This window comes from Stenotrophomonas sp., assembly GCF_059505245.1.
The window spans coordinates 137,445-151,280 of sequence record NZ_JCACKF010000002.1; the positions used below are offsets into that span (position 1 = coordinate 137,445).

Annotated in this window: 16 protein-coding genes; 6 read left to right on the plus strand and 10 right to left on the minus strand. The window is 59.7% G+C overall.

Annotated elements, in window-relative coordinates:
• The first annotated feature begins 190 nt into the window (after positions 1 to 190).
• Positions 191 to 1,045, plus strand: coding sequence for a polyamine aminopropyltransferase (speE, locus tag AC5JLE_RS01640; protein ID WP_008268330.1), 855 nt, complete (start codon positions 191 to 193; stop codon positions 1,043 to 1,045).
• A gap of 124 nt (positions 1,046 to 1,169) precedes the next feature.
• Here the strand turns inward: speE and AC5JLE_RS01645 are convergent, their stop codons facing one another.
• The gene (locus tag AC5JLE_RS01645) at positions 1,170 to 2,075 is read right to left on the minus strand and encodes an aspartyl/asparaginyl beta-hydroxylase domain-containing protein (RefSeq protein WP_032954620.1); all 906 of its coding nucleotides are present in this window, start codon (positions 2,073 to 2,075) and stop codon (positions 1,170 to 1,172) included.
• Positions 2,076 to 2,511: 436 nt separating this feature from the next.
• On the opposite strand from AC5JLE_RS01645, the gene AC5JLE_RS01650 reads away from it, so the two are divergent.
• Positions 2,512 to 3,171: an RIO1 family regulatory kinase/ATPase domain-containing protein gene (locus tag AC5JLE_RS01650; protein WP_049406658.1), complete on the plus strand. Its 660-nt coding sequence runs from the start codon at positions 2,512 to 2,514 to the stop codon at positions 3,169 to 3,171.
• 125 nt (positions 3,172 to 3,296) lie between these two features.
• Here AC5JLE_RS01650 and AC5JLE_RS01655 read toward each other — a convergent pair whose 3' ends face one another.
• Entirely contained in the window at positions 3,297 to 3,635 is a 339-nt protein-coding gene (locus tag AC5JLE_RS01655; protein ID WP_005411374.1) for a P-II family nitrogen regulator, read from the minus strand.
• A 155-nt stretch (positions 3,636 to 3,790) separates the two neighbouring features.
• Between AC5JLE_RS01655 and ubiK the strand changes: the two genes are divergently transcribed.
• Complete coding sequence (gene ubiK, locus AC5JLE_RS01660; protein ID WP_005419983.1) at positions 3,791 to 4,042, plus strand: ubiquinone biosynthesis accessory factor UbiK; 252 nt, start codon at positions 3,791 to 3,793, stop codon at positions 4,040 to 4,042.
• 126 nt (positions 4,043 to 4,168) lie between these two features.
• The gene (gene arr / locus AC5JLE_RS01665; protein WP_496064945.1) at positions 4,169 to 4,603 is read left to right on the plus strand and encodes an NAD(+)--rifampin ADP-ribosyltransferase; all 435 of its coding nucleotides are present in this window, start codon (positions 4,169 to 4,171) and stop codon (positions 4,601 to 4,603) included.
• Positions 4,604 to 4,919: 316 nt separating this feature from the next.
• Here the strand turns inward: arr and AC5JLE_RS01670 are convergent, their stop codons facing one another.
• From AC5JLE_RS01670 to AC5JLE_RS01680, 3 genes are all read right to left on the minus strand, one after another.
• Positions 4,920 to 6,683: a UvrD-helicase domain-containing protein gene (locus AC5JLE_RS01670; RefSeq protein ID WP_496064946.1), complete on the minus strand. Its 1,764-nt coding sequence runs from the start codon at positions 6,681 to 6,683 to the stop codon at positions 4,920 to 4,922.
• On the minus strand, positions 6,680 to 8,545 hold the full coding sequence (locus AC5JLE_RS01675; protein WP_496064947.1) for an ATP-dependent nuclease: 1,866 nt from the start codon (positions 8,543 to 8,545) through the stop codon (positions 6,680 to 6,682). The genes AC5JLE_RS01670 and AC5JLE_RS01675 overlap by 4 nt, the downstream gene beginning before the upstream one ends.
• A 220-nt stretch (positions 8,546 to 8,765) precedes the next feature.
• Complete coding sequence (locus AC5JLE_RS01680; RefSeq protein ID WP_496064948.1) at positions 8,766 to 9,389, minus strand: hypothetical protein; 624 nt, start codon at positions 9,387 to 9,389, stop codon at positions 8,766 to 8,768.
• Between the two features lie 868 nt (positions 9,390 to 10,257).
• Here AC5JLE_RS01680 and AC5JLE_RS01685 point away from each other — a divergent pair.
• Positions 10,258 to 10,614, plus strand: a complete 357-nt coding sequence (locus AC5JLE_RS01685; protein WP_496064949.1) for a hypothetical protein — start codon at positions 10,258 to 10,260, stop codon at positions 10,612 to 10,614.
• Positions 10,615 to 10,659: 45 nt separating this feature from the next.
• A complete protein-coding gene (locus tag AC5JLE_RS01690; RefSeq protein WP_496064950.1) occupies positions 10,660 to 11,190 on the plus strand; it encodes a cold-shock protein in 531 nt (176 codons plus the stop codon).
• A gap of 52 nt (positions 11,191 to 11,242) precedes the next feature.
• Here AC5JLE_RS01690 and AC5JLE_RS01695 read toward each other — a convergent pair whose 3' ends face one another.
• From AC5JLE_RS01695 to AC5JLE_RS01715, 5 genes are all read right to left on the minus strand, one after another.
• Positions 11,243 to 11,815 (minus strand): hypothetical protein, encoded by a 573-nt coding sequence (locus AC5JLE_RS01695; protein ID WP_496064951.1) that lies wholly within the window; start codon positions 11,813 to 11,815, stop codon positions 11,243 to 11,245.
• Positions 11,816 to 11,884: 69 nt separating this feature from the next.
• Positions 11,885 to 12,292 (minus strand): hypothetical protein, encoded by a 408-nt coding sequence (locus tag AC5JLE_RS01700; RefSeq protein WP_496064952.1) that lies wholly within the window; start codon positions 12,290 to 12,292, stop codon positions 11,885 to 11,887.
• Positions 12,293 to 12,318: 26 nt separating this feature from the next.
• Positions 12,319 to 12,759 carry an Imm44 family immunity protein gene (locus tag AC5JLE_RS01705; protein ID WP_049441965.1) on the minus strand — a complete coding sequence of 147 codons (441 nt, stop codon included), beginning with the start codon at positions 12,757 to 12,759 and terminating at the stop codon, positions 12,319 to 12,321.
• Between the two features lie 42 nt (positions 12,760 to 12,801).
• Positions 12,802 to 13,140 (minus strand): hypothetical protein, encoded by a 339-nt coding sequence (locus AC5JLE_RS01710; protein WP_496064953.1) that lies wholly within the window; start codon positions 13,138 to 13,140, stop codon positions 12,802 to 12,804.
• Between the two features lie 110 nt (positions 13,141 to 13,250).
• Positions 13,251 to 13,649 (minus strand): Imm10 family immunity protein, encoded by a 399-nt coding sequence (locus AC5JLE_RS01715; protein WP_496064954.1) that lies wholly within the window; start codon positions 13,647 to 13,649, stop codon positions 13,251 to 13,253.
• Between the last annotated feature and the right edge of the window lie 187 nt (positions 13,650 to 13,836).

A 13,836-nucleotide genomic window follows, 5' to 3' on the forward strand; every position in this document is an offset into this window, starting at 1 on the left:
TCAGTCGGCCTTGTTGGCAATAAAAGGGGGGGCATGATAACGCCTATATGCCCACAGGTTCGTTATCATGCGCGCCCGCGCCCGTGACAGGTTCCAACCTGAACGGGCCGATCCGTCCGGATGTGGCATCTGTGCCACGCGGCCCCGCCCGCCAGCCCGGCTCCACCCCTCCGAACAGGACTGTTTTCCAATGACTGACAGCAACAACTGGTACATCGAACACTTCGAGCGCACCGGCTCGGCCATCGGCTACCGCATCACCGGCAAGCTGGACGAGGTGCAGTCGCCGTTCCAGAAGATCGAGATCTTCCAGACCACCGACTGGGGCAACCTGATGACCATCGACGGGGCCATCATGCTGACCAGCAAGGACAACTTCTTCTACCACGAGATGATCAGCCACCCGGTGCTGTTCACCCATGCCGCACCCAAGCGCGTGGTGATCATCGGTGGCGGCGACTGCGGCACCCTGCGCGAAGTGCTCAAGCACAAGGGCGTGGAGAGCGTGACCCAGTGCGACATCGACGAGCAGGTCACCGTGATGGCGCGCAAGCACTTCCCGGAACTGTGCGACTCCAACGACGACGCCCGCGCCGAGCTGCTGTTCGACGACGGCGTGGCCTACATGGCCAACTGCCCGGCCGGCAGCGTGGACGTGGTGATCGTCGATTCGACCGACCCGGTCGGCCCCGGCGAAGGCCTGTTCAACAAGGCCTTCTACGAGAGCTGCTTCAAGGCCCTGAAGGACGACGGCATCCTGGTGCAGCAGTCCGAATCGCCGCTGATGCAGCTGGACCTGATCAACGAAATGCGCACCGAGATGGGCAAGGCCGGCTTCGGTTCGTTCAAGACCCTGCCGTTCCCGCAGCCGTGCTACCCCACCGGCTGGTGGAGCGTGACCATGGCGCGCAAGGGCGACAGCAGCTTCGACTTCCGCCAGGCCGACTCGGCCGCCAAGACCTTCAACACCCTGTACTACACCGCCGCGCTGCACACCGGCGTACTGGTGACCCCGCCGTTCGTACAGGCGGCATTGAAGGGTTGATCCAAACAAAAACCCGCGCTGGCGACAGCGCGGGTTTTCTGCTTTCTGTAGAGCCGAGCCCACGCTCGGCTGCTCTTCGGACAGGTTGCGGTAAACCCAGCCGAGCATGGGCTCGGCTCTACAGTCAAAGCGCCCAGATGCCCGCAATCACCGCCACCACCAGGCCCCACTTGATCAGCTGGTAGGCCACCACGCTGCGCTCGCGCAGTGCCTTGGCCTTCAGGCGCACCTTGTAGACACTGCCGAACGCCTTGTTGACGCCACCGGTCGGGTCACCCGGCAGGTTCGGCGATGCACCACCGGCCAGCAGCGTGGCCGCCACCGCGCGGTTGAACAGGCCCGGCAGGCCGAAGCGCAGCGGGCGGGCGATGTCGCAGAACAGGATCACCCGGTCCTGCTGCGTCTCGTTGTGCGCATGGTGGATGTAGGTCTCGTCGAACATCATCCACTCGCCGTCGCGCCAGCTCTTCTTGATGCCGTCCACTTCGATGTAGCAGGCATCGTCGTTGGGCGTGCTCAGGCCCAGGTGCAGGCGCAGCGAGCCAGCGAACGGGTCGCGGTGCGGGCGCAGCTCACTGCCCGGTGGCAGCTGCGCGAACATCGCCGCACGCACGTCCGGGATCGACTCGATCAGCGCCGTGGTCTTCGGGCACAGCGTCTTCGCGGACGGGTGCGACGGGCCGTACCACTTCAGGTAGAAGCGCTTCCAGCCACGACGGAAGAACGAATTGAAGCCGGCATCGTTGAACGTGCTGGAGGCAGCGATCTTCTGCGCGTCGCGCAGCGCCAGCGCCTCGTCGCGGATCATCTGCCAGTTCTGGCGCAGCGGCTCCAGCTGCGGGAACTCTTTGCCCGGGTCCAGGAACGGCGTGGTCGGCACCTTCGAGAACATGTACATGACCACGTTGATCGGGGCCATGAAACTGGAGTGGTCCAGCAGCTGGCGCGACCAGCGCGCGCGGACCTTGCCACGGAAGTGGATGTACAGCACGCAGGCCACGAACAGCGCTGCAATGACGATTTTGATGATCAAAGCACTTTCCTCCAGCCGCGGCCGGAACGGGAAACGGGGCGATGCACGGCCAGGCGGCCAGCACCGGTTCGGAACGCGGCAGGGGACGGGGACGTGCCGGAGGGGGGCGGCCGCCGATGTCGCGGGTTAACAGCTTATGGTCGGCAGGGCGTGCGCCGGGGTCAAGCCGGACGTGCGTGGCGTTCAGCGCGCCGCCGATGAATGGGCTGGAAGCGCGCCCAACTCATTGATCCAGCAGGGCAACCCTTATAAGTGAGACGGAATTGTCCGATTCTGCGTGACGAACTGTTCCAGCCACGACCCCGACATTTCTCCGACAAATCGTGGAATAGCGAACTGGCGAGTACTAAAATTAACGAAAACTTAGTAACTCCCTGTAACACCGGTTCGCTTGACGCTTTGCGCCACCCACCGGGTCGTCCGAGACCCCGACATGCATCTTCCTGCTCTTCCCCCCTCCTCCTGCGGCAATGATGCCGCCTCCCCGCTGCTGCTCAAGCGCGGCGAGCGCTTCCTGGCCCCCGATGTCTACCGCACCTGCCTGGACGGGCGCGAGGCGGTCATCAAGGACTACTCCCGCTACCGCGGCACTCCCGTTTCGCTGATCGCGCGACTGATGGTGCGCCGCGAGGCCCGCATGCTGCAGCGCCTCGGCGGCTGGAAGCATGCCCCCGCGCTGCTCGGCACCCTCGGTGGCCTGGCACTGGGTATGGAGTTCATCCCGGGCCAGACCCTGAGCACCGCGCAGGCCGTGGGCAATGAAGTGTTCGAGCAGCTGCAACACGCGCTCAGCCGCCTGCATGCCGCCGGCATCACCCACAACGACCTGCATGGCACCAACGTGGTGGTCAGTGGCGGCGTGCCGGTGCTACTGGATTTCACCTCCGCCTGGCGCGTACCCCGCTGGCTGCGCCGCGGCCCGCTGAGCCGGCAGATGCGCCGCAGCGACATGAAGAACCTGCTGAAGATCCGCCAGCGCGTGACCGGCCAGGCGCCGAGCGCCGCGCAGGCCGCGCTGGTGGCCGACCCGGGCTGGGTCGCCGCGGTGCGTCAGGGCTGGAAGCGGTTCTACAAGTGGGCCAAGCGCCGGTAGGGGTCGAGCTCGCTCGACCGCTTTACCGCTCTTTGTAGAGCCGAGCCCGCGCTCGGCTGCTGTTCCTGCATCGCGCGAAATGCAGCCGAGCATGGGCTCGGCTCTACAACATCCCGCCGAGCGGGTTACAACGCGTCCGCGTCCAACTCGCCGGTACGGATACGCACCACGCTGCCCAGGTCGTACACGAACACCTTGCCGTCACCAATCTTGCCGGTGCCGGCGGCCTTCACGATGGCCTCAACCACCGCCTCCACCTGGTCATCGGTCACCGCCACTTCCAGCTTCACCTTCGGCAGGAAATCGACCACATACTCCGCGCCACGGTACAGCTCGGTGTGGCCCTTCTGGCGACCAAAGCCCTTCACTTCCGTCACCGTGATCCCGGTGACCCCACGCTCGGCCAGCGCTTCGCGCACGTCGTCGAGCTTGAACGGCTTGATCACCGCCATGACCATCTTCATCGTCTATCTCCTGTCTTCCGGCGTGGAGGATAGCGCCTGAACACGGCCCGTGCGAAGCCGCTGCCGCCTGTCCGGGCAGTGGGTGCCGGCAGTATCCTTGTGCCCGAACGGCCTGCCCGCGCCGGATGCACGGGCCCACCCCCACGGAGCACCACATGATCGACCTGAATCAAATCGATGACCTCGCCCGTCGCCTCAGCGACCTGGTGCCGCCGGGCCTGCGCGAATCGCGCGAGGAACTGCAGGCCACCTTCAAGAGCGCGCTGCAGGCCGGCCTGGCCAAGCTCGACCTGGTCACCCGCGAGGAGTTCGAAGTGCAGCGCGCCGTGCTGCTGAAGACCCGCCAGAAGCTGGACGCGCTGGAAACCGCCGTGCGCGAGCTGGAAGGGCGCGGCGCCGCAGAATGAAAAAAGGAGGCGCACTGCGCCTCCCGTTTACAGATTATTTCCCGGATGGGGCCTTGCAGCAAGGCCCACCGGGCGCCCTAGACTCGCCGGCCTGTCGATCCGGCAGCACAGAGAGGGGCAGCAGCAATGGCACAGGACACCGACTGGACACCCGTTTCGCATGACACCTGCGACCAGGTGGCTGGGCCGTTCTATCACGGCACCCGCGCTGACCTGGCCGTGGGCGACTTGCTGAGCGCGGGCTTCCGCTCCAACTATCGCGACAGCGTGGTGATGAACCACATCTACTTCACCACGATTGCCAAGGGCGCCGGGTTGGCTGCGGAGATGGCCCGCGGTGAAGGGCGACCGCGCGTGTATGTGGTGGAGCCGACCGGGCCGTTTGAAGACGATCCGAATGTGACCAACAAGAAGTTTCCCGGGAACCCGACGCGGTCGTATCGGAGTGCGCAGCCGTTGCGGGTGGTTGGGGAGATTGTGGAGTGGGAGCTCCACGACGCGGAGTTCGTTCGGCAGTTGAAGGCGTTTGTTGCTTCGGGGAGTGGGGAGATTATCAACTGAGGGAAAGAGAGACTCGTGCTTTGGCTGACGGAAGATCAATGCAGCAGGTCGTCGAACGATGTCCGCTTTCGGCCAGGAACGGAGGTAATCAATTGAGCTCCCACTCGGTGTAGAGGCCCGGTGTTCGAAGAAGCACCATGACCTCAACCGACTTTTGGCTTAGGTTTACGCCCGAATTCCTCTCAGTTGGGAGGCCGCACGCTCACCCAGGGAATGACGGGAAGCAGGTGGAGTACGTTGGCACTCGAAAGGTACTAAGAGATCACGATCACCTGCATGCGTGTGTCCAATTGCTTGTTCGCCGGTATCGACCCACTTAGGGCACAGAGGAAGTGGCGTCTTTGAAGCCTATTTCCAGAAGTTTGGCGCGAAGCACCTTAAGAGCACTGTCTGGGACCCCCAACCAAAACAAGTCCTTAGCACGAGTAATGGCAACGTATCCGATTCGCCCATCCTCTGTGGAGACACCGTCAAGAAGCGCGGTAACGTGCGCCTTGGTGGCAAGGTATAGCACGGCATCCAAACTCTCTCCCTTCACCTGGTGCACGGTGTCGATCCTAACGCGCAAAGGCTCATCATCTACAAGATCTGGCGGGCCGATCAAGACATCGTTCGTGAGGCCTCTCTTTGAGAGCCTTGCCCCAAGGGAGCGCGCGTCGTGGGTTAGCCCGTGTTCTGTTCTCAAGCGCTCCATCAGCAATCTCACTCGTTTCACCAACTCCGGTTGCCACTCGCTGTCCGCCCGAAGCGATGCACCAGGCAAGCCGTCCGAAGGATTGCGAGTGAAAGCCCATAGCAAACGACGCAGCGTTCGCTGTTCTGGATACTTCGTCGGTTGGGTAAGCTGTGCTGCAAGGCGTCTGTCAGCATTTTCTGTCAATCCGATTACCGCCCTGACCACCTCTTTGAAGGCACCGACAAAGTCGGAGTGAAGATCCCTCAGGATCGCCGCTTGAGCAAATATCTTGACTGTTCCAGCACCAGGTGCACCATCATTGCCTACGAGCTCGTTGACAGACTTTCGGGAGCGGCACAGCACCGCCGAACGAGCAGGATCGAGCCCGGCCGATACCAGTCTCGTCTGGAAGGCGGTTAGTACCCCCCTTCTATTTGCTGTTTTGTATGGCACGAAGTACGCACCATGAAGCGAGTTGGGGGCTGATCTGTCCGGATCATCCGTACGTAAAGAGAGTGCGTTGGCAAGATCCAGCACAGCCGGTACAGAGCGATAGTTACGGGTCAGCGCTGCAGCTTTAACGCCCGAAGCGAGATGGTATTCGCTCAAAAATGAGCCCGTGGCCCCCATGAACTCATATATACCCTGATTGGGATCGCCGATGAGCGAGACCTGAGACCCTGCCTCGATCATCTGCTCAATGATCTTTTGGTGAAGGAAGCCAATGTCCTGAGCCTCATCGATCAAAATGTGTGGATATCGATTCGCCAACACCCTCAGAACGTCCCTCTGTTCGTCGAGTGTGTAATAGCTCCAAAGACGTGCCAATTCATACGTACATGCACCAATCTTTCCAAGGTTTAAAAATGCTTCCACACCAGCGCTGATGTGCGTCAGCCCGCCTGAAGACCTTAGACGGAACTGCAATTCATCACCGGCGAAATATACGCCTACGTTGTGGAGATCACTTCCGCTAACAGGATACTTACGCCCATCCTTTGGCTCAGCCCAGAACTGATACTTCGCCGAACTAAGGAATGCTTCGTGGCCTGACAAGATGAAGGGCGTCGTGTTGCATCCCATGGTTCGATATGCATGAGGGCGCAAGACATTGGTTGTGATAAACCCATCGAGCGTATCAATCTCAACGCGTTGGTGGCCCGGAATCCTTAGCGGACCATTGGCGATGGCCGCATACTCGCGCCTAAAAGTATCTACGGCAATGTTCGAGAACGACAAAAGGGCAACCCGTCCACGATGCTCTCCTAAGGTTCGGCGCATTTGCGCGAGCCTACGAACCGCTGTGAAGGTCTTTCCGCTGCCGGCGCATGCAATCACGGACATTGGGGACAGCGGGGCATCAATGATGCTGGCCTGCTGAATGGACGGACTTCCGGCACTCATTCGGAAGCGCCCCTCTGCACCGGCTTGCATACATGCGCAACTGCGGACTTGATGTAGTCAGGGACTGTGAAACTCGCATCCTTGGCAATGATCTGTGCTAGAGCCTGCGCGAAGCGGCCCTTCTGGACGTTGCCATTCTTTCGCTCAAACATTCCCCTGAACAGTACGCGCGCCTTGTCTGAATCGCTCGTGCACACTTCTAGCTTTTGCTCTAGGTCCTTGGCGATCTTGGGGTGCAACTCCTTCAACGCAACGAGCATGCATTTGCGGTTGTTTTCGTATAGCGCCAGGTCGTACTCAAGTGTCTTCAGACCATGGAACACCCGAAGATAGGAGTCCTCCGACAGAAGCATTTTCTTAGTGTTGGCTGATAACGTGACCACATCTCCAAGCGCTGGATAGACGGGCGTAGCTTTCTTCTTCGTAGCTTTTGCAGGTTGGTCACCTCCGCTAGGTTCCGAGGTTCCACCGTCCTCATCAGCTGCATCATCCTCCTCAGATTCTGACGAGCCCGTGTCACACTCGTCCTCCTCCACCAGCCCGGCAGGGTCCGCATCTGTCAAAACGGAAACCGGAATCTTCAGGGCCTTCTCGCCGAACAATGGGAGGAACGAGTCGAAGTTCAGACCCTCCACACTGATCAGGCTTACTCCGTGCTCACGCAACTTGCTATCACACTTCTCGGCGAGCACGCTAACGAGAACAAGCTCCGCTGCACCTTCAACCAAAATTGCCCGGCGAGCGAAGAAGAGTTCAGCTCTGGTAACGTCAAGGTACCGCTCAAGCTTCTCCCGCTTTCCCGGCGCGAACGTGATGTCTCGGGGGAAGAAGGTCTCCACGCTTACGCCTGTATCGACTAGGCAGGTCAGGCTGTCTAGATGAGCAATACTGGCAAAGTTGGGTGAGTGGCTGGTAACAAATAGCTGAACTGGCTTCTCACCGCCGACGGACTTGATGGTTTCAAAGTAGCTGAGCAGAACGGCTTGGAGCTGCGGATGCAAGTGCGCCTCCGGCTCTTCAATGATTAACCCGCGATAGCTGGCCTCAGGATTCTTCGTCAGTTCGCTGAGAACGACGGCCATGAAGATAAGATTATTGAATCCCAAGCCATTCTGCTCGATATCGAACAAATCTACGGTCAGGGAAAGCCGTGCGGCCAGACGCTGGAAGTCGCTAGCACTAATTCCTATGTCCAGAGCCTGAGCTAGCTGAGGGCCAAGCATTTCCAAATGACGGCCGGAAATGGCCTTATGCGTCTTGGTGATGGGATCCTGCTTTCTCAGCTCTTCGTCCAGCTTCTTCAGTGCTTCGTTGATATCGCTTTTTCCATCGTCATCGACCAGCAGCTGGAATAGTCGAGACAGCTGGCTGTTGCGGCTCGGCCTAAGGCTCTGGGAAGCGTCTCGCAGCGGTTGCAGGTAGACCCCGCGCAGATTCTCCATCATGTCCGCAGTGAGGCCAACATCCTCGTTCTCACCACACCAGCGCTTGACCCTTAGCCGGCCAACCTTGTCTGGGTCCGAGAAGCGGATGGTAATGTGGGCTTCCAGCGTCCCATCCTTCATCGGCTGCAAAGCGGCCATGAAGTCGGCCTCGTCATCCGGGCTTAAGCCCCTGAACACGTACTTGAACACAATTTCGCCGCTAGGCGTGCCCGTCTTAGGTCGGTGTATATCGTCCCAGTCCAGCCTTGGATATGGCTCATCATGGCCAGCAAGAAGCGATCTAAGGGCATCGACAATGGCTGTCTTACCTGCGTTATTCGCGCCCACCACAACATTCAGCCCACTTTGAAAGTGAAGCTCCGCATTATTGATCTTGCGGAAGTTTGAGATCGCCAGCTTTGCCAAGTACACCCTCATCTCTCCTTGTTCTGATGGCGGCGGTCCGCCGCCCTAGTCCATAGTCGAGGGAGAATAATAGGCCGGTTATGGGCTGCTCGCCATCTGACCAAAATTCCTCCACGACATCCCACACCGAACTAGAGGTGAGCAAAAGGTCCTCATTAACGATTGGGTGCAGGACGCGATCCCAATTGGAGATTTACTGATTCCTGCGCAATGCGGCAGAGAAGAGCTATCTCTAGTACTTCTCGTGATTGGCCAACGCCACGCGGTGACGCACCTCACCGGCAAAGTCTCTTGCTCGCTTGATGTCAACCTCCATATCCAAGATTGTTTGCTCAAGGTCCGGCTCCTGTAACCCCTTCGAGAGACTTAGAACCAACGCAAACAGACTCCAAGCCGCTACCAGAACCAGTTCTTGATAAGGCTCGTCAATCGACGCGTCGCCGTGAGGCTTACTCCTGCCTGAGGCACCATACCAGTGCGGGTTCTTCAGGAAGGATGGGGGCGTCCCAGGCCCATAGCTCACCAGATAGCCATGGATCAGACTGTTTCGATACTCATGGAGGTCCCGGGCCGCATGCCCCGCAACCGCCAGAACGGCATTGCAACGCTCACTGATCATCGAACTGCCGTTGCCCAGCATCTCAAACTGCTGGCTGGCATTCATCCTCTCTGTAAAGGGACGCTTGCCTTCAATGCTCTCACCGCTCAAGCTCCAGAGCGCTCGCTCCAATGTGGTTTCAAAGAGTCCGTAGACCGTGACAAATGCACCGATCATCATCATATGATTCGGCATTAGCCCCAGAGACATCAGACGAAGCTGAATTTCCTTGGACTTAGCTGGGTAGTCGTATGCCACTGTGCCGCCCCTCTTGGACAAATCTAGGGCTTCGTCCCTAGCTACGTACGGGTGGAATTAGGCTACCAGTTCAAGAATTTGGCTACCAGTTCAAAGGGTAAGGGGGCTGAGAACGGTGCGTGCTTCGGTTGGGGATGCGGTAGTGGACTACAGGCCAGCCCACTACCGTGTGTCAACCGCTTTGGCATCACGTGCCTACGGAACATCGAATCCGTTCCGATTCGGGCAAACTAATTTTTGGTGACGGCTTGAAAAAGTTTGGAACATTCATGGCATCTTGCCGTTAGCAGGCACGAAGCTCAGACGAGCATTTCAAAGTGATGCCACTGTACGTATGCCACCAAAAGCTGACGTTGCACCGGCCCGCATCTGATGTTCGCAAGTAGACAGCACCTTCTGGCTCACCTTGTGGGCGTCCCGCCAATGTCGCTAGACGAACGGTGTCGCACTTGCCATGTCCCGAGCTTTCCACCGGAAGAACCGGTCGACGAAACCCCATAAGCACTAGATCCCTTGTCCCCCAAGGTTTCTCGCAGTACGCCCGCCTATGCGACAATGCCAAAAGCGTCTCGGGATATGGCGGCATTGACCCCACCCCCTTGGCATTCCGCACAACAGCAGGTAATCGTTACTGCGCCACCGTACATCGGTGGTCGGGACTCGAAAACCCGGATTGCTAGACGTGAGTTTGCGCTTGCCAGCCGGCACCACCGCGCGTGGTGCCGGCTGGCAATCCGTCTGCCGGCTATGGCGGGCGGGGCGTGGGGGCCTCGTGCCCGCCGGCTTTGTCTAGCAACCGGTTTTCGAGCCACGCCCTGTCCGCCACCTTTATCGGTGGCGGCTTCTGCCTGCATGCACGGAGCCCGTCATGACCACGCCGCACTCCCCGCCCCCGCGCCCGATCCAGGAAGCGCCCTCGGCCGCCCCGGCCCTGGATCCCAACAGCCTCATCGCCATCCTGCACGCCATCGGCGCGGGCGCTGCGGCCGATGGCCAGCCGTGGCCTGAGCGCCATCACCTGCGTAGCCGGCAGATGGCGTTGTCCGACGCCGACTGCGCACTCGCCGGCCAGCGCATCGTGCAGGAGATCCTGCTGGCGGCCGAGCGCACGCGCCAGAACGGCGAGCCTGAGCAGTACGTGGGCGACCGGGTGATGGAGGGGCTGGTGATGGCCGATCTGGCGCTGACCGCCTTCATCCACGAGCGGATGCGACCCAAGGACTGAGCGCGCTTATGGCGTGGAGCTTTCTACCTATGCACGGGGTGACGAATGAAGAAGCACGGCCTTGCCGCTGCGGTGGTGTGCATCGCGGTGATCGGCGCGATGTGGGTGGAGTGGCCCGAGCCAGCGGGCGATCAGGTCTGGGCCTACCAGAAGCTACGGCCGGCCGATTACCGCCTGCTGCACAGTGATGCACTCGGCTTCGTGACCGCGAAGGCCCACGAGGGTTTTGAACTGCACGCGCGCTATGCCGGGGTAATGTCCTTCGAGATCCGCTGCAAGGGCGTGCTGGTTATGGAGGTGGAGAACGCGCCCTCGCGCGTGCTGATCCGCATGCCCGCCGATGCACGGTGGCGGGCGCCGGATATCGAACGGCTGCGCATCAGCTTCGAGCGTTGGCTGGATCTGCACCAGAGCCCGGGGCGGTTGCTGGTGGAAAGCGCGGGGCCTTCGTGGGTTGAGGCACGGTTTGGGCGCTTCAATGGGTTGGTGCTGGATGAGCAGCGGTGTCTGCTTGGGGCGCCAGCCAACCGCCAGGCCGCTTCCACCAACTACCTCAGCGCTGAAGTGCCCTCGTAGGCTGACGCTCACGGTTGCGCTGTGCCTGCACCGCATGCGGCACAGCAACTGGTCAGGGGCCAAACCCCAGCGCCATCGCAACCACTTTCCCATCCCGAACGTAGAAGCAAATGCTCGATCCACCTTCCGAGAACCCACAGGTGCGCTCGACATCGAAGTCCCCCAGCGTTGCCTGCTCTGTCTTCCCCTGGCCATATCTGCGTGCTGTGCCGATGGCCTCGGACGCCGGATCACCCATCGCAACGCCTTTCAGCTTCATGCCGCGCAGGCTCTCGGTTCTACCTGCAGTGGGTTGCGCCGCGCTGATCGATGAAACGCGGATCTCATCAATGGTTCGGAACTGCGGAGCCACGTCAGGGTTGGAGGTGATCAGCACCTCCAATCGGGTAGTGGGATCCAGGTATCTACGCCGTATCAGCCCTGCCGCGTCCACGACCATCTCGCCATCACCATAGCGGCGCAGGAAATCCCGCTCGCTGTAGACATGCGGGATGAAACTTCCATCGCGGAAGGCTTTCGATACAAAGTCCACACGTGGACTTCCTGCGGGAAAGCCTGCAGCTGCAGGCAACATACCCAGCGCAATCAAAATGAATCTGCGTGTCTTCATGACAACTTCGTCCATCCATCTGAAAGAATGATCACAGAGCATTCTTGACTCATGTGCGGATAGCCCACTCGTTCCAGAGGCGTATCACCACTCCGGATGATAGCGGTCCTTGTACTCGTCTTGAATCAGTCCTTGGTTCACATAGCGCTCCTGACTGGTCCTCAGCACGCCCCGCGCGAACCTCAAGGCGCCGTCAACCGAATCAAACGTCCACTCGGTACCGAAGGGATGATCCGGATCCACCGCCTCGAACTCGTACACATCGATGAAGCCAGGCGCTCCATTGTCAAATACTTCGCAAAGACGAACCCTCCAGGCGTTCAGATTGGCCTGCTCAATGGAGACAAAGCGAATCACACGCTGATCCAACTCATATCGATCGGGGAGCAGCTGCTCGACATCGCGGCCCGCCGAAAGATTGCCTGTTACATCCAGATCACAAAGATAGCGCTGCAATGGATCCCTCATTCCGTTGAGAAAATTGACCAGCAAGTGAGCATCGGTGACTTCCGGAGCGACTAGGACGCCTCGCCCGAGGCATAGTGCCATGCACCCGACGATTGGCCGTTGTAACGGCTATCGATGTCCTCCAGCCATACCTTCAGATCCATCAGAAACCTTGCATGGTCGAAGTCCTTGAACTTCACCCTGCCCAGTTGCTCCGCCAACTGCTCAAGCAATTCGCGGGAGACATACCGCATTTTCTCCTTCATCGAGAGCGGAACGATGGTCGGCAGGTCAAGCATCACATCGGTATAGAACTCCGCCTTCTTTCGCCGAAACTGCACTCTTCGCTTGAAATCCAGCTCGGGATCTCGACACACGAAAAGCAATGCCACAGAAGCCACTTCGTTCCCGTAGCTCCTGGACTCGAATGTGGCGGAGCGCTCTACGTAATGACTTTTTATCCTGCCAACATGCGACTCCCAGTCGCAGTCCGCCACGAAGTTCAGTTTCATCAGTCCCACGCTCCATGTCAGTGCTGCGCGCGCATCCCGCACCTATTCGAGCAGGTCGTGTAGATCGATGCCAGACGGATTCGCCAGGCGCTTCTCGCGACCCACATGGTGAAGCTCGAAGGTGCCTTTCTCTGAATCGATGACACGGGTGCCATCAAGCACCGCCAGAAACCCGAAGACCGCCGAACGGGCAGCTTCACCGGCAACGGCTCGCAACATGTCGGCTTCTACAGCGGACAAGCTGCTGAACCATTCGGACCGTGCCAACAGGTCTGGGGCCACCCGACGGCCCGGTGGATACGCCAGGTTCGAGATCGTACTACCCACGGATGATTCAAGCACATAGCGCTGGATAGCGGATACAAATTCGTCAGCTTTCATGTCACTCCCCCGGCTTTGAAAATGAGCCAGAACACATTCGCCTGTCCGGACCTGCTGCCTCTTGTCCCCGCTCAGCCCGCCTCTCGCAGGCAGTGCGGCACAGCATGAACTCAATCCCGTCCAGACGAGTTCAGATCAAGCGGAATACCCTCCGCAACACAGATTTTCCGCAACGCGGCCTTCAGCTTGCTGCCGTTTTCCAACGTTTTCAGTGTCACTGCAATCCCACCAGTGATCCCAAGCTTCCTCTGTGCACTTTCGGAGAGAGACAGCTCAAGCTCCATGCGCCGCAGAGAGATATGCACCAGACCGCCATAGCAAGGCTCAAGACCTCCACCGACCTCGATATGGGCGTGCGCCATGCCCAACTCTTCGTCCTGGTCGTCATACGCCTTCGCGTTCTGCAATACCACGTAACGAGACGGATTCGTCGAGCTGTCGGCCAAGCCAACTACGATGCAGTAGTCATCTTCCTCCATGGAAACGACTTCGGCCTTGAATCTGTACATTTCCCGGGTACTCCTGACATGTGGAAAGCTCAATGTCTACTCCGCCGCTGTCCTGGTGCCGCTCTCAGCACGCAGGGTCGCATCGTTGTCACCCTTCCAGCCCACCTGGGTGCCACTCGCCCCGCCTGCGAGCCCATCCGTACTTTTGTCTGTTCGCCCGCCGCTCGATCATCAAGGGCGGCGCCAA